Below are 25,802 nucleotides of genomic sequence, written 5' to 3'. Positions count from 1 at the left end.
GGATCTTGCAGGCATGATTAGAGTTGGCCTGCTTGGCTGTGGGCGCATAGCCAAGCGTCACGCCGATTTGCTGGGCGGTGGGCACATCGAGGGTGCGGTGCTGGCTGCCGTTTGTGACGAACTCCCCGAGCGTGCAAATCAATTCGCCAGCGGGTATGCGGTTCCCGGGTTTCACAACATCGCGGATTTCCTCGCTCGGGCGGACGTGGATGTTGTTTCCGTTCTGACGCCGAGCGGATTGCATGCGGTGCATGCGATGGACACTGCGAAGGCGGGAAAGCATGTCATCGTCGAAAAGCCGATGGCCCTGCGGCTTGCGGACGCCGACGGGATGATCCAGGCCTGCGATGCCGCCGGCGTGAAGCTGTTCGTGGTGAAGCAGAACCGCTTCAACGTCCCGGTGGTGAAGGCCCGCGAGGCGTTGCTGACCGGCCGGTTCGGCAAGTTGATCCTCGGCACCGTACGTGTGCGATGGTGTCGGGACCAGTCCTATTACGATCAGGACAAATGGCGTGGAACCTGGGCTTACGACGGCGGAGTCCTTGCCAATCAGGCCAGCCATCACGTCGATATGCTCGAATGGTTCTTCGGCGACGTCGTGAGCGTGCATGCCCGAGCCGCCACGGCGCTCGTGAACATCGAGGCGGAGGATACCTCCGTCGCGACTTTGAGATTTCGCAACGGCGCGCTGGGAATCATCGAGGCTACGACGGCCGTGCGGCCAAAGGATCTGGAAGGTTCGCTCTCTATCCTGGGCGAAAAGGGCACAGTGGAAATTGCCGGCTTCGCGGTCAACAAGATCCGGCATTGGCAATTTCGTGACGCACTGCCTTCCGACGCGGATGTGATCGAAAACTTTTCGGTTAATCCTCCCAACGTGTACGGATTCGGGCATCAGGCCTATTACGAGCATGTCGTCGATTGCTTGCGCAACCACAGCCCGGCACTGGTCGATGGGCTCGAAGGGCGCAAGAGCCTCGAGCTCATCTCGGCTCTCTACGAATCGATCGAGACCGGCAAGGAAGTCGAGCTCCACTTCAATCCGAAGCGGTGCCGGCTGGGCGAGAGACCATGAACTTGCCAACCATCAACGAGGTCGACGTCCGTGACGTGACGTTCGGATTGCGGGTCAAGATCGTCCAGCCGTGCAATCTCTATGGCTGCGACATCGGGGATGATTGCTTCATTGGGCCGTTCACGGAAATCCAGAAGACGGCCAGGGTCGGGGCCAGGACGCGCGTGCAGTCGCACGCCTTTGTCTGCGAACTGGTGACCATCGGCGAAGACTGCTTCATCGGGCATGGAGCCGTTTTCATCAACGACACGTTCTCGACCGGCGGGCCCGCCCGAGGCGACAAGGAGCTTTGGCGCACGACGGTTGTCGGCGATCGCGTTTCGATCGGTTCGAACGCCACGATCCTTCCCGTCCGGATTTGCGACGACGTGGTCGTTGGAGCCGGCGCCGTCGTGACCCGCGATATCACTGAGCCCGGCTTTTATGTGGGAAACCCCGCCCGAAGGCTCGTCCGGAAATAGAACAGATAGGTGTGCCGAGGGGGCGCTATGAACGTACCGTTTGCGGATCTCAATCTTCAATATCAGACCATCAAGGACGAGATCGACCAGGCGATCGCTTCGGTCATCCGCGACAGCGCATTCATCCGTGGGCCCTATGTGGATGCCTTCGAGCAGGAGTTCGCGGAAGCGATCGGTGTAAGCCACTGTGTTTCCTGCGCAAACGGAACCGACGCTCTCTACATCGCGATGCGGGCTCTCGGCGTCACGGCCGGAGCCGAAGTCATCACCACCGCGCATTCGTGGATCAGCACGTCGGCCATGATCACCCATAGCGGCGCCGACGTGGTTTTCTGCGATACCGACGCGCGCACTTTCACGATTGATCCGGCTGCGATCGAAAGCGCGATCACGGCGCGGACCGTCGGTATTATTCCGGTTCACCTCTACGGGCAGCCCGCGGATATGGACGCCATCATGGCCATCGCCCGCAAGCATAAGCTTTGGGTTCTGGAGGACTGCGCGCAAGCCCATTTGGCACGATACGGGGGGCAGCAGGTCGGCACTTTCGGTGACGTCGCGACGTTCTCATTCTATCCCGGCAAGAATCTTGGCGCGATGGGGGACGCCGGCGCCATCGTGACCAACGATGCCGCACTTGCGGGCCGCATGGCCAAGATCGCGCGGCACGGCGGACTCACGAAGCATCGGCATGAGATCGAGGGAATCAACAGCCGGCTGGACGGCCTGCAGGCCGCGATCTTGTCGGCGAAGCTGCGGCACCTCTCGGACTGGACCAAGGCGCGCAGGGCGGCCGCCGCGATCTATGATGCCGGTCTGAACCAGATCGAGGACCTAATCGTTCCCTATGTCGCGGCCGCGCGAGAGCACGTCTATCACCTGTATACGATCCAGCATCCCCGCCGCGATGAACTGGCCCGGCACCTGAACGCGAACGGGGTCCAGACCGCGGTCAATTATCCGACTGCTCTGCCGTTTCTTCAGAGCTACGAACGCCTGCACTTGCGGCCGGAGCAGTTCCCGAACGCGCATCGTCATCAAAGCCGCATTCTCTCGCTGCCAATGTTCGCCGAGATCACACCCGAACAGCAAACCGCTGTCATTGATCTGGTTGCGAAGTTTGGCCAGTCCTAGATCGTCCAATCGCCTCGGCCGATCCTTGATCGCGGCGGGATTCGGTCCCCTCGCGTCGCAGGCGTTTGCGATCGCGCTTCTACCAGTGCTGTTCCGCCTCTACGCGCCCGCCGATTTCGGCATTTGGGCGGCTATCCAGGCGGCGGCGGTCACCGCGGGCTCGCTGCTTTCCTTTCGCTTTGACCTCGGCCTGGTGATCGAGCGCGACTCCGCGGCCGCAAGCAATCTCTTTTTTGCGATCATATGCGTCGTTTGCGCGGCGGCACTGGTGCTTGGTTTCCTCCTCGTCTTCTCCTTGGGGTCTCTCCGGCAGTTCGGCGTCGGGCCGCTGCCTGCGGCACTGGGGTGGGGCTGGCTTGCTCTGGTCGGGCTCGGGGTCGCATGCCAGGCCTGGTTGATGCGCGAAGGCGCGTTTGCCCAGATCTCGACGGGGGCCGTGGTGAACGCGATCGTCGCCAATCTCGTCCAGCTCGGCGGCGCTCTGAGTGGCGACGGGGTCTGGCTGGTGATCGGGAGCGTCGTCGGACAAGCGGCCGCGACGCTTTTCTATGCTCGCAGCGTGCGGCGCTCGGCCGGGGCGCCCCTGCGGCCGGCGAATATGCGCGCAATGATCGCCGCCCTGGCGTCGAACAGTCGCTTCCTGCAGTTCTCGTTGCCTTTCACGGTGCTCTCCTTGCTGCGCGAGCGCGCGCCGATCTTCGTCGCGGGCGCATTCGGGACGGCCGCACAGGTCGGCCTTTACAGCCAGGCCTGGAGATTGACGCACCTTCCGTCCGCATTCACGAGCGCGGCCTTGAGGCCGGTGTTCTTTCATCGCGCAGCGACCGAAGGGCTTGCCGCGCAAGGACCGGCAATCGACCGGATCATGCGGTGGCTGCTCGTTGTCAGTAGTCCGTGGATGGCCCTCCTGGTGTTCGGCGGCGAAACGCTATTCGCGATTGTGCTCGGGCCCCGATGGCAGGGTGTCGGCGGGCTCTCGGCAATCCTCGTGTTGCCTGCATCGCTTTTCATGATGACGAACTGGATGGACCGGCTTCTCGATTCGATCGGTCGCCAAGACCTCAACCTCAAGCTCGAAGCCGTCGCCGCGATCAGTTCGGTCGGTTGTCTTTGGGCCGTGCTTGCTTCCGGGCGCTCGCTGCCGGAGGCCGTGGCCCTGCAAAGCGTTGCGTTGACTCTTGGCTATCTTGCGGTCCTCTGGATTTGCTATGGCGCGGCGGATTGGCCCACCGCGGGACTGGTGAAATCCTTTGCTGTCGCCGCCGTCCTCGGCGCGGCGGTCTTTGCCGTCCTTGCCGTGCTTGCGCGCTTTCTCGAACCAGTTGCGGTGATTGCGTTGGGCGTCCTGTTGGCTGGTATGATAAGTGCCTTCGCGCTATTGATGGCAAGGAGGGAATTGCGATGATTACCATCGTTGATTACGGAGTGGGGAATCCCGGCGCCCTCGTGAACATGTTCGAGTTCATCGGTTACGAGGCGCGCATTACCGATCAGTCCTCGGTCATCCTCGAAGCCAGTCACCTGTTGCTGCCCGGAGTCGGCGCATTCGACGCCGCCATGCAGAGGCTGCGCGATTCCAATCTCATTCCCGCGCTGGAGACCGCGGCCCTTGTCAAAAAGACTCCGTTGCTGGGTGTCTGCCTTGGGATGCAACTGCTGGGCCGCGGCAGTGAGGAGGGCACCTCGGCAGGACTGGGCTGGATTCCGGCGGCCTCGGTTCGGATGCGGCCGGATTCCGCTCTCAAGCTCAAGGTGCCGTTCATGGGGTGGGCGGACATCGAGGCTGTGCCGAACGCCAAGCTGTTTGCCGGTGACGGCCAATTCCGCTTCTACTTCACCCACAGCTATCGCATGGAATGTGAGCATGCCGGTGACGTGGCTGCGACCTACCAGTTCGATCAACCGGTCGTCTGCTCGGTGCAACACGACAATATCTACGGTGTGCAATTCCATCCCGAAAAGAGTCATCGGTTCGGCATGGCACTGCTCCGCAATTTCGTCGAGAGAGCCGCAGGATGAGACCCCGAGTCGTTCCGGTTCTGCTGCTCGATAGCCGCCGCCGCCTCGTCAAGACGCGCCGTTTCGGCGAGCCGGTCTATGTCGGCGATCCCTTCAACGTCATTCGCATCTTCAACGAAAAGGAGGTCGACGAGATCTGCGTGCTCGACATCAACGCCACGGTCGAGCAAAGGCGGCCGGATGTGGGATTCATCCGCGAGCTTGCGAGCGAGTGTTTCATGCCGTTGAGCTACGGCGGCGGCGTGACGTCGGTTTCGGATGTGTCCCCAATTTTCGCGGCCGGAGTCGAGAAGGTGGTGCTTGGTCGCGCCGGTACGGAGACGCGCGTGATCCGGGCAATTGCCGACGAATTCGGATCCCAGGCCGTGACGGTTTGTGTCGATTGCAAGCGCACGCAGGAAGGATGGCGGACCGCGATCGACCGAGGTCGTGTTGTGACCGATCTCGACCCGATCAAGCTGGCGCAGATGGCTGAAGCCGCCGGCGCCGGCGAAATCCTCCTGCAAAACATCGATCGCGATGGCGAGCGCAGCGGCTATGATCTTGCGCTCATCTCGGATGTGTCCAGCGCCGTCGAACTCCCCCTGATGGCGTTGGGAGGTGCGGGCGAGCTGCGGCATTTGGCCGAGGGACTCGGCGCTGGCGCGTCGGCGGTGGCCTCCGGCAGCGCTTTCGTCTTTTATGGACGCCTGAGGGCGGTCCTCATCACGTATCCTTCTGCGGACGATATCGAGCAGATGCGGGCGAACCTGCGAGAGGGGGCTGATGCTGCAGAGTAACCAACAATATCAGGTCTGTTCGATCTGCGTGATGGACAACAACAATCCCGGCGTGACGTTCGATGAAACGGGCCAATGCGTCTGCTGTCGGGATGCCATCGCACGCAAGCCGCATGAGTGGTGGCCGACCAAGGAGGGGCGCGCCAGGTTCGAGAAAGCGGTCGAAAGCATCAAGCAGGAGATGGCAGGCAAGCCCTACGATGTCTTGATCGGGCTGAGCGGCGGCGTGGACAGCGCCTATCTCGCCCATTTTCTCAAGCGTGAGCTCAATCTGCGGATGCTCGCCGTTCATGTCGACGGCGGCTGGAATACGGAAGCGGCCGTCCGCAACATCGAGAAAATTGTTAGGCAACTCGACATCGATCTCTACACCTATGTAGTTGAATGGGAGGAAATGCGCGATCTGCAACTGGCGTATCTGCGCGCCTCCGTGCTCAATCAGGACACGCCGCAAGACCACGCATTCTTTTCCACCCTCTACAGGCTCGCTCACCGGTACGGTCAGCGCTACTTCATGAACGGCGTCAACTTCAGCAGCGAGAGCATCCACGTCCCTGATGGCGGGTACCCCGCCATGGACGGACGCAACGTTCGGGCCATTCATAAGGCGCATGGAACGGCCCCGCTACGGACGTTTCCTCTCATGGGAACGCTCCAATATCTGTGGCTGGTGCGCGCCCGCGGGCAGGTTCAGATCCTCAAGCCCCTGAACTACCTTCCCTATGACAAGGAAGCGGCAAAGCGTCTGCTGATGGATGAATACGGCTTTGTCGACTACGGCAGCAAGCATCAGGAGAGCCGCTTCACGAAATTCTACCAGGAGATCTACCTGCCGACCCGCTATTCCTTCGACAAGCGGCGGCTTCACTATTCCGCGCTGATCGTGGCCGGGCAGATGACGCGCGACGAGGCGCTGGCGCAGCTGGAGCAGCCCCTGGTCACGAAGGAGCAGGCTGCTCGCGACAAGCGCTTTGTCGCCAAGAAGCTGGGAATAACGGTGAGCGAGCTGGAAAGGCTCGTCGCCTTGCCGCCGGTTCTGCACGAGAGCTTTGCAAACAACGCCTTGCTGTATCGGCTGAATCATTCTCTCAAAAAACTGCGGGCAGGGAGGCGATGATGGTTGTTGCGAGCTATGCGCTTGCGGCGCTGGCGATGATCGGTGCGGCGGCCTACCTGATCTTCCGGTGCGACAGATTCGTCTCGGCATCGACGATGCTGATCAGCTTCCTGCTCCTTGTCTATGGCCCCGCCTATCTGCTCTACATGCTGTTCCACCTGCCGATCTCGGCGGTGGACAAGCAGATCTCGCAGTCCGTGCATTTTCCGGAAATCACGGTCGCCTTGAATCTCTCGATCGCTTTGATGTTTGTCGCGGTGACTGCCGGGATCGAGCTGGTCAATCGGCTCATGCCGGCTGCAGTCAAGAGCACGCGCGATGGACTGAAGAACTGGAGCCATCAGCCCTTGGCCAGGGCTCCTTCGGGGGAAATGTGGCTCCTGGCCATCGGTTTCCTGCTGGCGGCTTTCATGCTCTGGGTCTCATACCGGGAGCATCACCTGCAGATCCTGCTCGGCTACCTCTCGGTGCCGGGCGACGAGTTTGCCAAGATCGTCTATCGTCAGCAGAATGGCGGAAGCCGGGTCTACCTGTTCAATCTGGTGACGGGCACCGTCGCGCCCATGATCATCGTTTGGGCTGGCCTGGTCGCCTGGGGGCGGCGCTCGTGGATGCTGGGCGCGGTCACCGCGCTGCTTCTGGCCGCGACGATACTGGGCAAGCTCGAGACGCTCAACAAGGCGCCGATCGTGCTGTTCATCCTGCAATTGCTGTTGGTCGGTTATCTTCTGTTCCGCAACAATCTCGATTGGCGCGTATGCCTTCTCGGGGTCGGCGCCGCATTCCTGATCTTCATCCCGATCTTCATGATCGCAATTCCGGGCATGCAGCCGAGCGAAGCGTTCGAATTCTTCTACTACCGCGCTTTCGATTTCTCGAATGCCGCATTGATGGAGTACTGGGGCGCGATCCCTTGGCGGCTGGATCACATGTGGGGAGGCAATTTGCGCGTGCTCGCGGCGATCGTCGGCTGGAAGTGGCAGCCGTCCTACGACCTCGTTTCGGATCTCTGGCGGTCGACCGGCGCCGGCACGCACACCACCGCAATGTTCATCGCGGATGCATGGACCGACTTCTCGTATTACGGCGTGGGTGCCTACGCCCTGGTGGTGGGTGTGCTTTGCAGATGGATCGACTTGACCTTCCTGAAAGAGGGAAAGACTGCGCTCGCGCTCGCGATCCTTGCGGCTTCATTTCTGGGCATCTACAATCTGATGATCTCCGCACTTCCGACGTCCCTGGTCACCGGTGGGATGGGCCTGCCGATCCTGGTGGCCGTGATCCGTGCCGCCAGCCTGCATTTGACGCGGCCGCGCAGTGACGGTGGCACGAGCCGGCAAGCGGCGTTACGGTGAGGCCGGCTGGGGCCGCAGACCGGCTGCTTGTCAGTGTCGTGAGATGCCACTAACCCTCATGCCGTCAAGTCGGTTCGCAAGGGATGCGAGCGGACTTTGTGAGATTGCGGAACATTAAATGCGCTTGTTTCAGAACAGCGGGCTTTACCCATCCTATGTTGCGCGCCTCGATCAACTGGCGCGGGGAAAGGACGAGTTCGCAGCCCGCCGCAGCGTCTTCCTCGCCGACCGGTTCGGCGCGCTCCATTTTCTCGAACCGGTCTTGACGGGCGATCCCGACGCGTTCTTCACCAACGGCGACGATGAAGTCTTGCAGCGGCAATGGGCGCGTCAAAGCGGGCTGCCCGCGAACACGAGTCTGGAAGACATCCTGCTCGCACAGATCGAGCATCATCGAGCAGATGTCTTCTACAATATGGATCCCGTGCGCTATCCCAGCGCGTTCGTTCGCAGGCTTCCCGGCTCCGTCAAGAAGACGTTGTGCTGGAGAGCCGCTCCGTCGGGCGGAGCCGATTTCGGCGCCTATGGTGCCGTACTTGGGAACTTTCCGTCCATTCTGGAAGCCTGGCGCAAGGCTGGCTGTCGCGCTGAACTGTTCTTTCCCGCGGTCGATCCCCTGATGGCCGAGTACGGTCATGGAGACCGGCAGATCGACGTGCTGTTCGTCGGCGGGTACTCTCGCCACCACCGGGCGCGAGCCAGGGTCCTGGAGGAAGTCGCGAAGCTGGCGGGCAAGGTTCGCGTCGTCTTCCGGCTGGACGCATCCCGGCTGACGCGACTTGCAGAAAGCACGGTCGGAACATGGCTGCCGCTCGGCAAGCACCGACGCCCGAGGACGATCGCGCAGATTGCCCATGGCCCTGCGTTCGGTCTCGAACTCTACGAACTGTTGGGGTCGGCCAAGATCGCGCTGAACGGCGCCATCGACATGGCGGGCCAAGACAGGGGAAATATGCGTTGCTTCGAAGCCATGGGATGTGGTGCGTTATTACTTTCGGATAGCGGGAACTATCCCGAGGGGATGGATCCGAATAAAAGCATTCTGACCTACGCAACTCCCGGCGAGTGCGTCGAGGCGATCGAAAGAGCTCTCGCCGACTGGGGGCGCATGAAGTCGGTGGCAGACCGGGGACGCCAGGAAGTCGAAGACCGTTACAGCAAGAGGCGCCAGTGGTTGCTCTTCAACGAGCTGGTGGAATCGATTTGAGGACCATGCATGCACGTCGATGGACTGATCTTCAGGATGAAGGAGGTGCTGGATGCTTGCGCCGTCCCGCTCTATCTGCTGCGTGGCCGGCCGCCGTGGTCAGCCGGGTATTATACAACGAAGAGGCGAGTCATCACCGACGCGATCGATGGCAAAGCGGTTCAGGCGCGGCGGCCTCTTCCCGATGGTTTCGGGGTCGGCGTCGACGAACGGGCCGTCGAATTCCCGTGGGTGTTCGATCGTCTGAACCGCATGAGTTCGCTGGGACGGATGCTCGATGCGGGTTCTACGTTGAACCACGACTATGTCCTGGATCGCGCGCCGGTGCGGGACGCGAAACTGACGTTGATGACGTTGGCGCCCGAGAAGAAATGCTATTGGTACCGCGGCTACTCCTACGTGTTCGGCGACTTTCGCGGAACCGAGTTCAAGGACGGCGCTTTCGATACCATCGTAAGCATATCGACCCTGGAGCATGTTGGGCTCGACAACACGTTGCTCTACACCAGCGACCAGGCCAAGGCCGAGACCGACAAATACGGCTTCAGGGATGCAATTCGTGAGTTCAAGCGGCTCCTGGCGCCGAACGGCCAATGCCTGATCACCGTGCCTTTCGGCAGGTACGAAAACTTCGGCTGGTTTCATCTGTTCGACAGGGAGATGCTGGATATCCTGATCCAGGAGTTCGCGCCTTCGGCCTGTGAGCTTGAATTCTTTCAATACAAGAGATCCGGATGGCGTCGGGCATCGGAACAGGAGGTCGTTGATGCTTCCGCATTCGACCCGCATAGCGGGCGTGGCCGGCTGGATGATCTGGCCGGATGCGCGCGCGCCATCGTCTGCATTCAATTGACCAAATGAACATAGATTACCGACTGCAGCAGTTGCTTGGACGGGCGACATGTCGGCTCGGAAAGGACGCGCGCCTGATGCGGACCGCGAGGATCCGCAATATCCGGGGGGATTCGGATTGCATCACGATCGGTGCCAACAGCATCGTCCGTGGAGAGCTTTTGACCTTTGCTCACGGCGGCCGCATCGAAGTCGGGTCCTGGTGTTATATAGGGGAGAATTCCAGGATCTGGTCCGCGTTGCGAATTCGTCTTGGCGACCGCGCTCTCGTCGCCCACAATGTGAACATCTTCGATAATCTCACCCATCCCCTCGATGCCGGCCAGCGCCACAGGCAAATCAGGGAGATATTTACGAAGGGACACCCCGCCGAGCTCGATTTGGACGAACGCGCAGTCGAGATCGGTGAGGATGCCTGGATCGGTGCCGGAGCATTCGTGATGCGAGGTGTCACCATTGGGTCGGGTGCGATCGTCGCCGCCGGTTCGGTTGTGACGAGAGACGTGCCCGACCACGCGGTCGTGGCCGGTAATCCGGCAACGCTCGTAAAGACGATCGAAGCCGATCCCGACCAAGCCGAGAGAAGCTGATCCATTATCGGGCGAGAGCTCGGTCAGCCCGTCTTCCGTACCCGGAAGCGTCACAATGCGCGCGGCCGGCGTCTGCCGCGCCGCGACAGCGGTGCTTAAGGGTTGATTCATATCGACTATTTCGACTATAGACACGTCTGCCGGCCGTTTCGCCGGGCGGCCCGTGGAAAGGACAATGAGATGATCAGGTTCGGCCTGCTGGGCTGCGGGCGCATTGCCAAGCGTCATTCCGATCTATTGGGCGGCAACCATATCGCGGGGGCTCGGCTCGTTGCCGTATGTGACTCCGAGCAAGCGCGGGCGGATGCGCTCGCCGCCAAGTTCGGGGTTCCCGCCCATTACGACATCGACGACATGCTCGCCCGCAAGGACATCGACGTCGTCGTGGTGCTGACCCCGAGCGGCCTTCATCCGCAGCATGCGATCGCCTGCGCGCGGGCGGGCAAACACGTGGTGGTCGAGAAGCCGATGGCGCTGCGATTGCAGGACGCCGACGACATGATCCGCGCCTGCGACGAGGCGGGCGTAAAGCTTTTCGTGGTCAAGCAGAACCGGTTCAACGTTCCGATCGTCAAAGCGCGTGAGGCACTCGAGGCGAACCGGTTCGGCAAACTCGTGCTCGGCACGGTCCGCGTGCGCTGGTGCCGGGATCAGGCCTATTACGATCAGGATCCCTGGCGCGGCACCTGGGCGTATGACGGCGGCGTCCTCACCAACCAGGCCAGCCATCACGTCGACATGCTGGAATGGTTTTTCGGCGACGTCGTCAGTGTTCATGCGCGCAGCACCACCGCGCTGGTGAAGATCGAGACCGAGGATACCGCGGTTGCGACGTTGAAGTTCCGCAATGGCGCTCTTGGTATCATCGAGGCGACGACGGCTGTCCGTCCCTCCGATCTCGAAGGCTCGCTGTCGATCCTCGGTGAAAAAGGCACGGTGGAGGTCGGCGGCTTCGCCATGAACCACATCCGGCACTGGCGCTTCGTCGATGAGCTGCCGTCGGACAAGGAGGTGGTCGAGAAGTTCTCGGTCAACCCGCCAAACGTCTACGGCTTCGGCCACCAGGCCTACTATCAGCATGTCGTCGAGTGCCTGTCGGATCGGGGCGCCGCGCTGGTCGATGGGCTCCAGGGACGCAAGAGCCTCGAACTAATCTCGGCGCTCTACGAATCCATCGAGACGGGGCAGGAGGTCTTCCTCCGCTTCGTGCCGCGTCGCGGTCGCCTCGGCATCGCCTCGTGATCACACCGCAGCCACGCAGCTTCGCTTGCATTGAAGGTTGAGAGCAGCCGGATGCCGCCGTGCAGCAGCAGCGGAGAGGCCGCTTTCACGTTTGCCGGGCGGGCAGAACTGGCTTGAACGCGCTTTTCTTCCTCTGGATGTTGGTTATGTTTCGCTACGTTTCGATGAATGCGGCAGGCTGTGGGCATTGGGCGCTATCATGACAATCTGGGTCACCGGTGCGAACGGATTTATCGGCAGGTATTTGACGCGCGAGCTTGCCCAGCGGGGATCCGGCGTCCACGGTCTTGGACACGGCGCGCTCGATGAACCCGAGAGGCGCCGGCTTGGGATGGGCCATTGGCTCAACGGCGAGGTCGACTCCACCAATCTCGGTGCATTGGCGGTACACACGGGGCTGCCGACCGTTTTATTCCATCTTGCGGGCGGATCGTCCGTTGGCGCGTCCATAGCGCAGCCCTACGAGGATTTTTCGCGCACCGTGGCAACGTCGGCCCGGCTGCTGGAATGGCTGCGGACCAGCGCACCCGAGTGTCACCTTGTGGTCGTGTCCAGCGCGGCGGTCTACGGAGCCGGCAATGCGGAGCGCATGAGCGAAAGCGCCCCGACCAATCCGGTGTCTCCCTATGGGCAGCACAAGCTCATGATCGAGCAGCTCTGTCGCAGCTACGCGGCCACCTTCGGCTTGCAGAGCACGATCGTGAGGCTGTTCTCGGTCTATGGCGCCAATCTGCGCAAGCAGTTGCTATGGGACCTCTGCGCGCGCCTGAGCGAAGGCGCTGGTGTGTTGAAGCTCGGAGGAACCGGACAAGAGCAGCGGGATTGGACTGACGTACGCGATGTCGCGCGGCTGCTGGTGCGCATCGGCGACAACCGGCAGGATCAGCCGGTCGGTGTCATCAATGGAGGCTCAGGCGTTGCCACATCGGTTGCCGATATCGCCAGATCCATCGCCAGCAGTTGGGGAGGGAGAATTTCCATCGAGTTCTCAGGTGTGACACGTCCAGGCGACCCCTTCAGCCTCGTTGCCGATCCCGGTCTGCTGAATGCATTGTCCTTCGAGTGGCAAATCGCCGTTCGGGCTGGCATCGCGGACTACGTTGCCTGGTTCAAGGAGCAGATTCGTTGAGCCCGCCACTACGTGTCGGTTTTACCTTCATACCCCGTCGCCTGCATGCTGGAGGATTCAACTACCTCCGTAATCTGTTCGTCGCGCTGCACAGATATCGTCCCGGCGAGCTGGAAGCTGTGGTGTTTGCGGGCCTGTCTGACGACGACAACGATCTGGCGACCTTTGCACGGATTCCCGGTGTTGAAGTCGTCAAGCGCAGGGCATTCGAGCGCGACCATTCCGGCTTGACGAGCGCACTCGTTGCCGGGATCGATCACGCCGCAGCGGCCGCATTCGACGAAGCACGTGTCGATGTCGTATTTGAACATGCGCGCTTCTTCGGCTGGCGGCTTCCGTTTCCCGTGGTCGCGTGGTTTCCCGACCTGCAGCACAGGAGCCTTCCTCACCTTTTTTCGAAAGCAGCCTGGTGGCGCCGCGAGATCGGTTTCCGCGCGCAGCTTGCGTCGGGGCGTTCGATTATCCTGAGCAGCGAAAGCGCTCTCAACGACTGCAAGCGCTATTATGCCCGTGCACGAAATCAAATGTCCGTCGTCAAGTTCGCCAGTCGCCCGACCGACGACCTTCTCGCGGCGGACCCGGGCGAGATCATCCGTTTTTATGAGTTGCCGGGGCAATATTTCTATCTGCCCAACCAATTCTGGCGTCACAAGAATCACCAATTGGTTCTCGATGCGCTCACGATACTGGCTGGCCGAGGGATCAAGCCCGTCGTGGCGGTCTCAGGCGGGCCCGACGAACCTCCGGCGTACTTCGACAGCATCATGCAGGAGGTTGAGAAGCGCGGCCTGCAGGAAAACTTCCGCTATCTCGGCATGATCCCGCTCGCGCATGTTTATGCGCTGCTCCGGTCGTGCCGGGCGCTGATCAACCCCTCGCGCTTCGAAGGCTGGAGCACGACGGTCGAAGAAGCGAAATCGTTCGAAGTGCCGATGATCATCTCCAATCTGGATGTCCATCTCGAGCAGACCAACGGCGCCGAAAGCTACTTCGACGTCGACGATGCGGAAGCTCTAGCCGCGCACCTTGCCGAGGCTGCTGCCAAGACCGGACCTTTGCTGCCGAAGGAATTGGGACCATCGGTGGAAGGGCGGGTCACAAGGTTCGCGGCTGATTTTACCGACGCCATCAAGCGCGCTGCCGCACGCAGGCCGAGGCAGTCGGGCCAAATGCCTGCCGATCAGTAGCGCGGTCGCCTCCAGACTGCGCGCTGACCGCGATGCCGATCACGGACGTTCAGCTCGGGTTCGTTCCCTCTCCCGCAGGCGGCGCACGATGTCGCGGTAGCGCAGCGTGGAGGCCTGCTCGCTGTATTTCAGCGCGGCGGTCGCCGCCCGCCGGCCCCGTTCAAGAGTTGCCGCCGGATCGGCCACGGCCTCGGATATCGCCTGCGCAAGCGCGGCAGCGTCTTCCGCCGGAACGACCCAGCCGATGTCTTCCTCCGCGACGGCAAGTCCGGCCTCGGAACCCGGCTCCGTTCCGACGATGACCGCGCGTCCGACCGCGAGGAAATTGTAGAGCCGGCTCGGAATCGAAACACCCGCAACATTGCGTCGGTAGGGGATGACCCAGGCGTCGGCTGCCGCCAGAAACTCTGCGAGCTGTTCCTCGGGTACGGGATCGAGCAGGGTGACGTTCTCGAGATTCTCCGAAGCCTGCAAGGTCTTCAGCTCGGTCCAGCCGACGCCCCAGCCGGAGAGAACGAAGTGTATCCCTTTCTCGTGCCGCAATAGCCGCGCAGCCTCGAACACGGTGCTGGGCGCGTGCGTGAAGCCGAGATTGCCGCACAGGCCAACCAGGAACTGCGACGCGCGAAGGCGCTTGAGGCGGTTTTCGGCATCCGGCGAGCGGAAGCCGATCGGCAGCAACGTCCAGTTCGGGACGAAATGGATGACGTCCGCGCGCACGCGCGGGTAGCGCAGCAGCAGCGGGGCCACGTCACGGCCGATGACAAAGATCGCGTCGAGGGATCGGAACAGCCAGCCGTTGGCGAGGCGCAGGGCGCGCGCGACGAGGGACGTCTGCCGCGCGATGCCGGAAGCGATCAGCGCTTCCGGATAAAGATCGTAGATCAGGAGCGCCGTCTTGGCGCGCCGCAGCCTTGCGGCAAGCGTGATCGCGTAGGGCAGAGTGAAAGGACTCGTGACCGACATGACGACGTCGCCCGGACGCGCCCGTCTGTAGACGGCCCAGAACAAGCGGATGGCGAGCATCGAGCTTGCGATGAGGCGTTTTGCGAGCGCGTGCTTGGGCGGCCTCCTATTCGCGATCTCGACGATCTCGGGCGTGTAGTTGCCGCATTTCGGCTTTGCGGAGCCCCGCGTTCCCGATAGGACGACTACGTTAATGTCGAGGGCGATCGCATTCGCGATCGCACCGAGATAGGTCGCCGTCGTGCTCGGGTCCGGCGGATAGAATTCCGTCGCGAGGATGAAGCTCGGAGTCGGCGTCACGAGGCTACCCGTTCGCCAGGAGCGGCAAGATAAAATCCCGCAGATTGCCGGCAGGAAAGAACATGGCCCGCCAGGCCGGCCGCACGCGCCGCCTCGATGTCGGACGGCTTGTCACCAACCACGAAGCTCGTGATTGCGTCGACGGGGAACTTCTCGAAAAGGTCGATGATCATGCCGGGCTGTGGCTTGCGCCGCTCGCTTGCGCGTCGGTAATGTTCAACCCGCCCATCCGGATGAAACGGGCAATATTCGGACGCATCGATCCGCGCACCATGCGTTGCCAGCTGACCCACCATCCAATCGTGCACCATGGATATCAGTCTCCTGGTAACCCCCGTGGCCACGCCCGACTGGTTGGTGATCACGAAGGCGAAATAATCGGCATCATTGACGGCTTTTATGGCCTCGATCGCGCAGCCGATCCAGACGTGCCTGTCGATCTCGAACAGATGTTCGCTATCGACGTTCAGAACGCCGTCACGATCGAAGAAAACGGCAGGGCGCAGCACCCGGTCGATCGCTGTGCTCTCTGGGCTCGGGACATTCCGGCCCGACAATCACGCTCCCCGCGGTAAACCTGCCAATGCAACCTCATCGCTTGAGCGTGCTCAGTATCACGATTGTGCTCCGGGTCAATCTATCGCTAGGACATGCCCTGGGGTTGACCCGGGAGTGGCGATATGTCCAAGAAGGCGCGCGGGAATGCGCTTCGGAGCGCTTAATATAGGTCCATCCATTTTGAAATGCTGCGGGATTTAGGCTAGCCATGACCAAACGCATCGCTCTCATCACCGGCGTGACCGGCCAGGACGGCGCCTATCTCGCCGAATATCTGCTGTCGCTCGGCTATGTCGTGCACGGCATCAAGCGGCGCTCGTCCTCGTTCAACACCGCGCGTGTCGACCACCTCTACCAGGACCCGCATGCCGGCGAGGTTCCGTTCCTGATGCACTATGGCGACATGACGGATTCGACCAATCTGATCCGCCTGGTGCAGCAGATCCGTCCCACGGAGATCTACAATCTCGCGGCGCAAAGCCACGTCGCCGTCAGCTTCGAGAGCCCGGAATACACCGCGAATGCCGACGCCATCGGCGTGCTGCGCCTGCTGGAGGCGATCCGCATCCTCGGCATGGAGAAAGAGACGCGGTTCTACCAGGCCTCGACCTCCGAGCTCTACGGCCTGGTGCAGGAGATCCCGCAGAAGGAGACGACGCCGTTCTATCCGCGCTCGCCTTATGGCGTCGCCAAGCTCTACGGCTACTGGATCACGGTGAACTACCGCGAAGCCTACGGCATGTTCGCCAGCAACGGCATCCTGTTCAACCACGAGAGCCCGATCCGCGGCGAGACCTTTGTCACCCGCAAGATCACGCGCGGCGTCGCCCGCATCGAAGTCGGTCTGGAGGAGGCGCTCTATCTCGGCAATCTCGAGGCCAAACGCGACTGGGGCCATGCCAGGGACTATGTCGAGGGCATGCACAAGATCCTGCAGGCCGACAAGCCGGATGATTTCGTGCTCGCCACCGGCGAGATGCATTCGGTGCGCGAGATGGTCGAATTGTCGTTTGCGCAGGTCGGCCGCCGCATCGTCTGGCGCGGCAAGGGCGTCGAGGAAACCGGCATCGACGAGACAAGCGGCAAGACGGTCGTGAAGATCGATCCGACCTATTTCCGCCCGACCGAGGTCGACCTCCTGATCGGCGATGCCAGCAAGGCGCGCGAGGTGCTCGGCTGGACGCCGAAGCGGACGTTTGCGGAGCTTGTCGCGGAGATGATGAGCAGCGATCTGGCCGAGGCGAAGCGGGACGCGGGCCATGGCAAACGCACCGTTTGAGCTGAAAGGCAAAAGCGTCTACGTCGCCGGCCATCGCGGCATGGTCGGCAGCGCGCTCGTGCGCCGGCTCGCGCAGGAAGACGTCCGGCTGGTCACGGTCGATCGCCGCGAGGTCGATCTGCGCAACCAGGCCGCGGTGTTCGACTGGTTCGCAAAGGTGCGGCCGCAGGTGGTGTTCCTGGCCGCGGCCAAGGTCGGCGGCATCGTCGCCAACGACACGCTGCGCGCCGAGTTCATCTACGACAACATCGCGATCGCCGCGAACGTGATCCAGGCCGCGCATCAGAGCGGCGCCGAGAAGCTGATGTTCCTCGGCTCCTCCTGCATCTATCCGAAATTGGCGCCGCAGCCGCTGCGCGAGGACTCGGTGCTAACAGGCCCGCTGGAGCCCACCAACGAGCCCTATGCGATCGCCAAGATCGCGGGGATCAAGATGGTGGAGGCCTATCGCAGCCAGTACGGCTGCGACTTCATCAGCGTGATGCCGACCAATCTCTACGGCCCCGGCGACAATTATCACCCCGAGATGAGCCACGTCGTCGCTGCCCTGATCCGCCGCTTCCATGAGGCCAAAGTCACGGGCGCGAAGAATGTCGTGGTGTGGGGCACCGGCACGCCACGGCGCGAGTTCCTCTATGTCGACGACATGGCGGATGCCTGCGCGCACCTGATGAAGACCTATTCCAGCGCGGAACTGGTCAACATCGGCACCGGCGAGGACATCGCCATCGCCGAATTCGCGCGCCTCGTCGCCGACATCGTCGGCTACAGCGGCGAGATCTCTTTCGACACGTCGCGTCCCGACGGCACCCCGCGCAAGCTGCTCGACGTCAGCCGCCTCGACAAGCTCGGCTGGCGCGCCACGACCTCGCTTCAAGACGGCTTGAGGCTCGCATATGCGGCTTTTCTGACCGAGCATTGTGTGCGAAGTGGGAGCTCGATTGCTAAGAGTTAAACTCTCGGTTCTGCTGACTCTGCTGCTGAGAGAGGTGTGGAGCTCTAATTTACAAACAAATGGAGCGCTCAAACAAAGATCGCCACGTAACCGGCTTAACTTCGTACCTCTAATAGGCTCTCAGTTGAGTTGAATTCATCAGCTCACGCATGGTTTGTACCAGCGCGAATACAGTCTATCTGCAGAGAGGTAGGCGCACGTGAAGAGGCAACTTAAGGAGTTGCAACGATTGCGGATGGTCTGCTTGGAACAAGCGGAGGCCGCCTCGAAGGAGCTTGAAAAGAATGCTTTTTTGGAGATCGCGGAACAATATGGGCTTGCTTTTGAGGCCAGCGCGATCGCCGCAATGGCTAGGCGGCCAAGGCGCGCGGCCAACGCGGTGCGGTGAATGGAAGGGGGTATTCAATTGCAGTCCCAGTGGCTTCCGAAGGAATTTCAGACTAGGGCAGATGGTATCATGGTATCCATCAAGAGCTTACTCTGGTTAACCGTTCCAGTTGCAACAGCATTGTTCGTCGCCCTCTACGTTCCTTGGTGAGCTGCCAGCACAGTCCCTCTGGAGCGAGGTCGCGTTGCGAAGGTGGCGTCAACGTTGTTGTTTCCGCCATCGCGAGACTGATTCGCTCCCGAGGAACGTACGGTATGAGAACCCCTCCATATGGATTCCTCAGCGAATTGGATGCTGACTTGCGCAAGGGAGCACGGCGCCCGACCTGGGCTTCTGCCGATACGTGAGCGCCGAGCACGACGGCCGCCGGAAGGCCTTGTCCGCCAAGTCCGGAGGCATATCCAGCCCCGCTGGTAAACGAATTTCCAATGCCAGAAAAGCAAAACTCGGGATGCTTCCCCGGTTTTGCTACCGGCCAAGGTTATCTGTCAGCTTCGCTCCGCGCGTACGTCATCAGGCAGCGAGGGCTGGCCTTGAAGCACGGCAAGTGCGTGGATTTCACTGGCAATTGGGAATGCTACGTTCATTCTACCATCAAATGGGGGTGTCGTTCGGCCTGCAATATTTGAACGCGGATTGACAGCCAGCAGCCGCTTCAGCCGCGTGTTCTCGTCCTCCAGCGTCTTCAGCCGCATGGGCAACACCTCCGGCCCGCCGAACTTTGCCTACAATTTGTAGATGCTGGCGTCACTGACGCCATGCTTGCGGCACAGATCGGGGACCGACACACCGGCTTGATGCTCCTTCAAAATCCCGATGACTGCTCTTCCGAAAAGCGGTTGCGCTTCATGCTCTGGTCCTTGTCGTGGGCCAGAGCGAACTTCAAACTGGATTAGGCCCATGGGGCAAGGTCACATGGCATGGCTGATCAGCGCATGCTGGCAGGTACCTAAAGCGCCATGCATTCGAGCGGGGCGCCGCTCGAGCGAGTGTGGTGCTGCAATACTGTTTGGATCGAGCAGCGGATGCTGACGAGCAACTTTTGCCAGAGCCGTCAGTTTTCGTTGCCGTTCGCGGAATCGGGATCTCGCTTGATCCCTAGATCTTGGACCATCTTTGCCGCGACAAATTTTGCGCCAGACGGCGCCAGATGAACAAAGTCTGATTGGACGATGTCGCGAATCTCGGGGGACGTGCGAGTCAGGCATCCGGTCGGATCACAAAGCACTGCGCGGAGCGAGTAGAAGCGGACACCAAGGTTGTCCGATGTTTGATGCAGCCCGTCTTCTACCAACGGGCGGAGAAACTGTGACGTTCTTTCCGGAAGGACTGTTCTCCGAGCCGCGTAGTATTCCGCATAGAGTCGCGGCAATGGCTGCTCCCAGATGGGGACCGGGCCAACAATGATTGTGCGAATTCCGGCCTGTTGCAGGGCGCGGACGGTCGGTCCGATGATGGGCTCCTGCCAATACAGGTTCCAAATAGCATGCAAAAGGACTGCATCTGGTTTCGCGCGCGTAATGCGAGCGAGGATGTCTTTATTGGCTTCGACACAGTCGGGCGGCAACTCGCGAGCATCGACAAGAACCGGGGGACATGAGTTCAACGTGAATTGGGCGATTCCAGGCCTGACGTGATCGTCGAGTTGGTAAAGCCCGGCCGCAAGAGCTCCAGCCGTGCTGTCCCCCCAAACCGCAATTAGAGGCTTGCGGGTTTTCTCAATGCAATTGGGAGAGAGTTGAGCGTGGTCTGTCGCAGAGACATGGCACTCGCCGTATCGGATGAAGTCGCGCCCAGGAACGACCACCGCCGCTTGACGGATCTCTTGCGGTATTCGGTACGAAAATCCGTCAGCCTTGATTGTCGCGATTCCAAGGGCGGCCATAGCGCTCATTGCCGCAAACAGCGGCGGAATTACAAGCGGTCTGCGGCGGATCGGCTTTTCAACGAAAAGGAACGTGAGGATGGCAGCCAGCGCGCTGGCAAGCACGCACAACGCGCGCTCGCGGATACTCAGCGGATGCATGGCGTAAAGCTCAGAAAAGACGAGAATTGGCCAATGCCATAGGTACAAGGGATACGAGATAAGACCAATGAAAACTGGCGGACGGGCTGAAAGCACCGTGCTCGCGAATGACCCAGGCGCTGAGATAAACAGGGCAGCCCCTAACACAGGCACAATTGCTGCAGCCCCTGGGAACGGCGTTTTTTCGTTGAACAGGACAGCGGCGGCCGCGATCGCCACAATACCGAGATTACCCGAAAGTTCTCGGGAAAGACTCGAGCGCAAAAGCGACGAGATTTCAGTTCGGAACAGCACAAGGCAAGCGCCAGCACCCAATTCCCAAGCTCGCGTCAATGGCAGATAGAAGGCAGCCGCAGGATGAGTTCGCGTGAGATAGACGCTTAAGAGAAGGGAGACCGCCGAGACAGCGACGATAGCCTTCCGCGCCGATAGCTGCCAGGTAGCCAATCCGCTCAGCAGTAGCGGCCAGACAAGATAGAATTGCTCTTCAACACCAAGCGACCAAAGATGAAGCAGCGGCTTGCTTCTTGCAGCTAGGTCGAAGTAGTCAACTTCGGATAATAGCATCAAGTTGGCGGAAAAGAGAGCACTCGCGAAGACGTTCCGACCAAGCGATAAAAGCTCGTTTGGCATCATGTGTTGCCAGCCGAAGACCGAAACCGCGGCGAGGACAAGAATCAGGGCTGGGAAAATTCGACGGACTCGCCGAGCGTAGAACTTGGCCACACTGAAAGCGCCAGCGGAAATCTCGTCGACTATGATAGATGTGATCAAAAAACCGGAAATCACGAAGAATACGTCGACCCCAACGTAGCCCCCGGGGCAATAGTGCCCGAAACCGTGGTTTGCGATTACGGCCCCGACCGCAAGCGCGCGCAAACCGTCCACGTCCGCTCTGTAATTGAAGCCGCCCATTGCCCGTATCGCCGTTTTTTGATACCAATCTGTCCGGTCCACCTGAACGACTTAGATCGCGTTACCGTAAGATTTCAATGGCAAAGCTGCTCAGCTGACTGGCGAACGAGCTAATAGCCGTTCAGGAACCTGCGCTTCCCGGCCCTCGGCCAACAGCGCGTTGTCGCAGCTCCGACCGGCCACCACGAGCCGACGCCTGCCGCTGCCCACACGGGCGAGTAGGACTATCGCAGGAACCTTCCACGACCACTGTGAGTCAAAAGTCAAGGCGGAGGAGGCAGCTCAAGGGCTTCCGACGGAGAATGCGAAGCACTTCACCGCGGAAACGTCTGTTGATACCGAGGTGCTTTGCGAGCTGGAGTGGGATGGAGAAGCGGAAGCTAAGCTTCTGTAAATGCCGAGGACGTGGGGTGAACAAATTCCCGGTCCTTCCCCCGTTGCTGCCTAGTTCTGCTTTTTCGTGCCTGCACCTGCCGAATAGGCGCTGGGAGGAAATCGCGAAGAGTACCGGATTATCGGGACGTTTGATGGTGGCCGCACAAGGGATCGAACCTTGGACCTCTCTCGATTGAAGGTATATGGATGGATCCCTCCTAGCATTTACTTCGAAGACTTGTGAGGCTTTATGAATTTCATTTTTCCCCTGCTGGCGGTGGCCATCACCGTCGGCCTTCTCCTGCTCTACGCAATGGTCCGGCCGTACCTTCGTCGACTCCGGCCCGCCGATGAGGTTCCTCCGTGGCCCAATTCAAATCTGAGATAACCGAGCTACTTGGATCGGCATTTCGGTTGGCGAGCAACTATACGAGTCGTCAGCGGCCGGCGACGCGTAGCGGCGTATCGAAAAACCGAAATGGAACTTGCGTCGTCGGGCAAAACAGTGGTTCATAGGGGGCTGGTACCAGGCGCGGTTCAAGACCTCAGTAACCGTGCCGAGCTGGACAAATGAGATTGTCCGAAAGATCCTCAGGCTCGCCGCGTTTTTCGCGCCAAAGGCGGATCAGGCTCTCCTGGTCATCCTCCATGATGATGCGGGCGTCTGAACCGCCGATGAAATGGCGACGGTCGTTCGGGTTCAACCTGATGATGCGTCTGCGCCATTCGTTTGAACGGTTGTCACCGGTATCTCCTACCCAGAACAAGCCGCGCACCGCCCGAAGCCCCGCGTCCGCGAGGAGAGATACCGGCGCTACAATCGGCGTTGGCGCCCGGCCGACTCAGTAACGCTCCAATCGCACCGGAACACCAGTCCTTTCTGCGGCAACATTGTTGCTCGTTTTGGCGGCAGGAATGGCCCTTGTTCTCACGCGTTTGAGACGAGGGCGACGAAGACGCTGACCAGCATCAAAACGACAAAACCAAGCCAATCTACGCCCGAGGGCTGCGCGGCGCCGGCAGGAGTCCTGTCCAAGCGCGCGGCATGTTGAAATGAAGCAGTGATTGTCGGAATATGGCTAGTATACCTTCCAGCGTGGGCTAATGAGCTTAATGCGTCCGGCAGTCTTTTTTGATCGCGATGGCGTCCTCAACGAGGACGATGGCTATGCTTTTGATCCGGACAAGATCCGGTGGGTAGAAGGAGCCCAACAGGCCGTAAAAGCAGTCAACGGCGCCGGGTATTTCGTTTTCGTCGTAACGAACCAATCGGGAATTGCGAGGGGGTTTTATGAAGAGCGGCATGTTCGCAATTTGCACGAATGGATGTCGCGTGAGCTTGCCAGAGTCGGCGCGCATATCGATGCGTTTGAGTTCTGCCCCCATCATCCCGACGGCCTGATTGAGCGGTACCGTGTCCTTTGCAACTGTCGCAAGCCGCAGCCGGGGATGATTAGAGCGCTGCTTGAGCGGTACGCAGTGGATATCGATGCTAGCTTCATGATCGGCGACAAGCAGAGCGACCTTGATGCGGCGCAAGCGGCCGGAATAGCGGCCTATCTGTTTGATGGATCAAACCTCCATACGTTCACTGTCCCGTTGTTGGCGGATCGGTCCTATCCTCCGGATCGATCACGGTCGCATTGCGGAGGCGTGGGAACGGAGGATTGAGGCCGTTGTCTTCGCGACCAACGGATCGCTCGATTTCGAAGTAGCGTCAAAACGACAAATCGAAGCCAATCGCGCAAACGCAGCCAAGAGCACCGGCCCACCAAGGGCTGGGACCGCAACGCTTATCGGCATGGTTTATCGCATTGGGATGCTGCCGATGGTTCTGGTTTCGATGGGTTCAATGAAGTTCTTGCGTCAAAGGCGCGGATATGGAAGTCGCACTTCGAGATCTGGCTCAAGCCAGCTTGGAGCGGTATGAGAAGGCTGCCCTGTCGCGGCAACGGCGAGCGCTCAAGCGCGTGAAGCGAAATGCCGCATGAGGACCATAAGCCGGGCTGGACCATCCAAGCTGGAATCAATAAGGGATCAAGCCACGGAGTATCACCCGATTGGATCGTGTTCGTAGCGCTGCCGCTGCTCGCTATCGTCATCACCGTCGGTCATTTTGTAGTTTACGCGATAAGTGCGGCAGAACTTTCGTCGATCCGGCCCCCGCCGATGAGGTTCCTCACTGGCCGGATTCGAGCCTGAGATAGGCGTCCTCCGCAAATTGGGTCGGCATGTCGGTAGGCGATCGGACGTACAACTGTCGATCGGTCGCGCAATCACATCGAAAAAACCGAAATTCACCTTGCGCCGAAGCTGTTGCGAGATCTCGCGTGCAAAAGCGGAGACGTAAGCTCTCAAGGAGCCTGCTAAACTACACCGCCGAAGTCGATGCCTTCCTTGGCAAGCTCCTCGGCCTCCTCGGGGGATGAGGTCGGCTTCGTATCGAGATAAGGATGCTCGGAAGCCGGCAGGATGGTGCGGATGTTCTGGCCGTCGGCGCGCGTGACACGGGCGATCCAGCGCCTATCGCCGTGCTCGTATCGCTGGATATAATACTGCTTGTACGAAATCATGGCTCCGTGACGCAACTGGCACTGTAACAGACTTCATTTTAGCTAACATGGTGCCGCCGCACAATAGGTGTTACGGCCCGTTAAGATTCACGAGCGCGAACTCGGAGCAGGGCGCTGCTGTGGGAATTGTTGTGATTGCCGACTTTCCGAGACGCGACTGATTATATTTACGCTGTTTGCGTTTGCTTTTGGGGCCCGCGGAAAACAGGCGCTGCGGACCCAGGGCGTGACGGCCACCCGCGACGCCTCGATGGTCGACGGGCCCTGAAGGCCCGGTCGTCACTAGACGTCAGGTCAGTCAGAAATTAACCCGTTCGCGCTCGACCACAATCGGCCGTCGTCGGACCTGGTTGAAGATCGCCACGATATATTCACCGAGCACACCGAGGAAAAACAGCTGTGCGCCACCGAAGAAGAACAGACCGATGACGATCGTGGGGATGCCATGCGGACCAATGTCGAAGCCGGCGATCTTGAGCAGAAACACGACGAACGCATAGGCGAAGCTCAGCGACGAGATGATCAGTCCGAAGAAGAACGCGGCACGTAGCGGCACGGTCGAGAAGCTGATGGCGCCGAGCAGCCCCTGGTCGATCAGGCTCGACAGCCGGTTGCGGGAGATGCCGTGCTTGCGCGCCAGCCAGGTGTAGGGCACGCCGATCGAGCGAAAGCCGCATTCGAACGGCATCATCCGCATGAAGGGCTGGACGTCCTCGAATTGCTTCATGGCGTCGAGCACCTTGCGGTCGACGAGCTGGTAGTCGCCCACGTCGGCCGGATAGTCGACATAGGACATCCGGCTGATCATCTTGTAGTAGAGATGCCGCGCGGTTCGGCTCAGGAGAGGCTCTTCGCGCCGGGCCCGGATGCCAAACACGATCTCGTAGCCTTGCTCCCAATGCTTGACGAAAGTCGGGATCAGTGACGGCGGGTCCTGCAAATCCGCGGGCATGAACAGCACGGTGGCATCGCCTGTCGAGGCCAGCACGCCGTTGTAGGTGTTCCTCAGTACGCCGAAGTTTCGGGCGTTCACGATGACCTTCACCGAGGGATCCTCGCTTGCGATCCTCTTGAGAATCTCCACGGTTCGGTCGCTCGAGGCGTTGTCGCAGAAGATGTGCTCGCGCTCGTAACCCGGAAGCTCGCGGTCAAAGATGTCCTTGACCGCCGCGTAGCACTCGCGGATTCCAGCCTCCTCGTTGTAGCAGGGTGTCACAAGGCTGATCTTCTTTCGCATCAATCCTCCAGGACGTCCTTGCCGCGGGGCCGGAATTGGACGAATGCCGCGCTTGGTAGTGGGATTGCCATCTTTCAAACATT

Annotated in this window: 22 protein-coding genes and 3 pseudogenes; 18 read left to right on the top strand and 7 right to left on the bottom strand. The window is 60.6% G+C overall.

The genetic code is table 11. The annotated features are described in order from the left end of the window. Nucleotides 1-13: 13 nt before the first annotated feature. From ACE10W_RS27085 to ACE10W_RS27020, 14 genes and pseudogenes are all read left to right on the top strand, one after another. On the top strand, nt 14-1,075 hold the full coding sequence (locus ACE10W_RS27085; protein WP_375762114.1) for a Gfo/Idh/MocA family protein: 1,062 nt from the start codon (nt 14-16) through the stop codon (nt 1,073-1,075). Beyond that, entirely contained in the window at nt 1,072-1,536 is a 465-nt protein-coding gene (locus tag ACE10W_RS27080) for an acyltransferase (protein ID WP_375762113.1), read from the top strand. The genes ACE10W_RS27085 and ACE10W_RS27080 overlap by 4 nt, the downstream gene beginning before the upstream one ends. A gap of 27 nt (nt 1,537-1,563) precedes the next feature. Next, nucleotides 1,564-2,670: a DegT/DnrJ/EryC1/StrS family aminotransferase gene (locus ACE10W_RS27075; protein ID WP_375762112.1), complete on the top strand. Its 1,107-nt coding sequence runs from the start codon at nt 1,564-1,566 to the stop codon at nt 2,668-2,670. A 25-nt stretch (nt 2,671-2,695) separates the two neighbouring features. Continuing rightward, nucleotides 2,696-4,075 carry an oligosaccharide flippase family protein gene (locus tag ACE10W_RS27070; protein WP_375762111.1) on the top strand — a complete coding sequence of 460 codons (1,380 nt, stop codon included), beginning with the start codon at nt 2,696-2,698 and terminating at the stop codon, nt 4,073-4,075. Beyond that, on the top strand, nt 4,072-4,689 hold the full coding sequence (gene hisH, locus ACE10W_RS27065) for an imidazole glycerol phosphate synthase subunit HisH (RefSeq protein ID WP_375762110.1): 618 nt from the start codon (nt 4,072-4,074) through the stop codon (nt 4,687-4,689). The genes ACE10W_RS27070 and hisH overlap by 4 nt, the downstream gene beginning before the upstream one ends. After that, nucleotides 4,686-5,468, top strand: coding sequence for a HisA/HisF-related TIM barrel protein (locus ACE10W_RS27060; RefSeq protein ID WP_375762109.1), 783 nt, complete (start codon nt 4,686-4,688; stop codon nt 5,466-5,468). Before hisH ends, ACE10W_RS27060 begins: the two co-directional genes overlap by 4 nt. After that, nucleotides 5,455-6,585, top strand: a complete 1,131-nt coding sequence (locus ACE10W_RS27055; RefSeq protein WP_375762108.1) for an N-acetyl sugar amidotransferase — start codon at nt 5,455-5,457, stop codon at nt 6,583-6,585. Before ACE10W_RS27060 ends, ACE10W_RS27055 begins: the two co-directional genes overlap by 14 nt. Then, nucleotides 6,585-7,940: a hypothetical protein gene (locus ACE10W_RS27050; RefSeq protein WP_375762107.1), complete on the top strand. Its 1,356-nt coding sequence runs from the start codon at nt 6,585-6,587 to the stop codon at nt 7,938-7,940. The genes ACE10W_RS27055 and ACE10W_RS27050 overlap by 1 nt, the downstream gene beginning before the upstream one ends. A 118-nt stretch (nt 7,941-8,058) precedes the next feature. Next, the gene (locus ACE10W_RS27045) at nt 8,059-9,147 is read left to right on the top strand and encodes a glycosyltransferase (RefSeq protein ID WP_375762106.1); all 1,089 of its coding nucleotides are present in this window, start codon (nt 8,059-8,061) and stop codon (nt 9,145-9,147) included. 9 nt (nt 9,148-9,156) lie between these two features. Next, complete coding sequence (locus ACE10W_RS27040) at nt 9,157-10,008, top strand: methyltransferase domain-containing protein (protein WP_375762105.1); 852 nt, start codon at nt 9,157-9,159, stop codon at nt 10,006-10,008. A 392-nt stretch (nt 10,009-10,400) separates the two neighbouring features. After that, nucleotides 10,401-10,550: pseudogene (locus tag ACE10W_RS27035) on the top strand (DapH/DapD/GlmU-related protein); the annotation flags it as partial. 219 nt (nt 10,551-10,769) lie between these two features. Next, nucleotides 10,770-11,831, top strand: a complete 1,062-nt coding sequence (locus tag ACE10W_RS27030; RefSeq protein ID WP_375762104.1) for a Gfo/Idh/MocA family protein — start codon at nt 10,770-10,772, stop codon at nt 11,829-11,831. 199 nt (nt 11,832-12,030) lie between these two features. Beyond that, nucleotides 12,031-12,960, top strand: coding sequence for an NAD-dependent epimerase/dehydratase family protein (locus ACE10W_RS27025; RefSeq protein WP_375762103.1), 930 nt, complete (start codon nt 12,031-12,033; stop codon nt 12,958-12,960). Beyond that, on the top strand, nt 12,957-14,147 hold the full coding sequence (locus ACE10W_RS27020) for a glycosyltransferase family 4 protein (protein ID WP_375762102.1): 1,191 nt from the start codon (nt 12,957-12,959) through the stop codon (nt 14,145-14,147). Before ACE10W_RS27025 ends, ACE10W_RS27020 begins: the two co-directional genes overlap by 4 nt. Before the next feature lie 39 nt (nt 14,148-14,186). Here the strand turns inward: ACE10W_RS27020 and ACE10W_RS27015 are convergent, their stop codons facing one another. Next, on the bottom strand, nt 14,187-15,413 hold the full coding sequence (locus tag ACE10W_RS27015) for a glycosyltransferase family 4 protein (RefSeq protein ID WP_375762101.1): 1,227 nt from the start codon (nt 15,411-15,413) through the stop codon (nt 14,187-14,189). After that, entirely contained in the window at nt 15,410-15,970 is a 561-nt protein-coding gene (locus tag ACE10W_RS27010) for a D-glycero-alpha-D-manno-heptose-1,7-bisphosphate 7-phosphatase (protein WP_375762100.1), read from the bottom strand. Before ACE10W_RS27010 ends, ACE10W_RS27015 begins: the two co-directional genes overlap by 4 nt. A gap of 209 nt (nt 15,971-16,179) precedes the next feature. Between ACE10W_RS27010 and gmd the strand changes: the two genes are divergently transcribed. The 3 genes from gmd (at nt 16,180) to ACE10W_RS26995 (ending at nt 18,593) form a co-directional block, all read left to right on the top strand. Beyond that, a complete protein-coding gene (gmd, locus tag ACE10W_RS27005; protein ID WP_375762099.1) occupies nt 16,180-17,250 on the top strand; it encodes a GDP-mannose 4,6-dehydratase in 1,071 nt (356 codons plus the stop codon). Further along, the gene (locus ACE10W_RS27000; RefSeq protein ID WP_375762098.1) at nt 17,231-18,205 is read left to right on the top strand and encodes a GDP-L-fucose synthase family protein; all 975 of its coding nucleotides are present in this window, start codon (nt 17,231-17,233) and stop codon (nt 18,203-18,205) included. The genes gmd and ACE10W_RS27000 overlap by 20 nt, the downstream gene beginning before the upstream one ends. A gap of 199 nt (nt 18,206-18,404) precedes the next feature. Next, nucleotides 18,405-18,593 (top strand): hypothetical protein, encoded by a 189-nt coding sequence (locus ACE10W_RS26995; protein ID WP_375762097.1) that lies wholly within the window; start codon nt 18,405-18,407, stop codon nt 18,591-18,593. A gap of 641 nt (nt 18,594-19,234) precedes the next feature. Here ACE10W_RS26995 and ACE10W_RS26990 read toward each other — a convergent pair. From ACE10W_RS26990 to ACE10W_RS26980, 3 genes and pseudogenes are all read right to left on the bottom strand, one after another. Beyond that, nucleotides 19,235-19,443 (bottom strand): annotated as a pseudogene (locus ACE10W_RS26990) (transposase); the annotation flags it as partial. A 204-nt stretch (nt 19,444-19,647) separates the two neighbouring features. Further along, entirely contained in the window at nt 19,648-21,534 is a 1,887-nt protein-coding gene (locus ACE10W_RS26985; RefSeq protein WP_375762096.1) for an acyltransferase family protein, read from the bottom strand. Between the two features lie 895 nt (nt 21,535-22,429). Beyond that, nucleotides 22,430-22,622: pseudogene (locus ACE10W_RS26980) on the bottom strand (endonuclease); the annotation flags it as partial. A gap of 400 nt (nt 22,623-23,022) precedes the next feature. On the opposite strand from ACE10W_RS26980, the gene ACE10W_RS26975 reads away from it, so the two are divergent. Then, nucleotides 23,023-23,580 carry a D-glycero-alpha-D-manno-heptose-1,7-bisphosphate 7-phosphatase gene (locus ACE10W_RS26975; RefSeq protein ID WP_375762095.1) on the top strand — a complete coding sequence of 186 codons (558 nt, stop codon included), beginning with the start codon at nt 23,023-23,025 and terminating at the stop codon, nt 23,578-23,580. A gap of 695 nt (nt 23,581-24,275) precedes the next feature. Here ACE10W_RS26975 and ACE10W_RS26970 read toward each other — a convergent pair. Both ACE10W_RS26970 and ACE10W_RS26965 read right to left on the bottom strand, forming a co-directional pair. Beyond that, complete coding sequence (locus tag ACE10W_RS26970) at nt 24,276-24,482, bottom strand: hypothetical protein (RefSeq protein WP_375762094.1); 207 nt, start codon at nt 24,480-24,482, stop codon at nt 24,276-24,278. A 298-nt stretch (nt 24,483-24,780) separates the two neighbouring features. After that, the gene (locus ACE10W_RS26965; RefSeq protein ID WP_375762093.1) at nt 24,781-25,719 is read right to left on the bottom strand and encodes a glycosyltransferase family 2 protein; all 939 of its coding nucleotides are present in this window, start codon (nt 25,717-25,719) and stop codon (nt 24,781-24,783) included. Nucleotides 25,720-25,802: the final 83 nt, after the last annotated feature.

This window comes from Bradyrhizobium sp. B025 (assembly GCF_042257955.1).
Taxonomy (GTDB): Bacteria; Pseudomonadota; Alphaproteobacteria; order Rhizobiales; family Xanthobacteraceae; genus Bradyrhizobium; species Bradyrhizobium diazoefficiens.
Note: the sequence above shows the minus strand (reverse complement) of the source record. Positions and strands in the feature narration are given on the sequence as shown.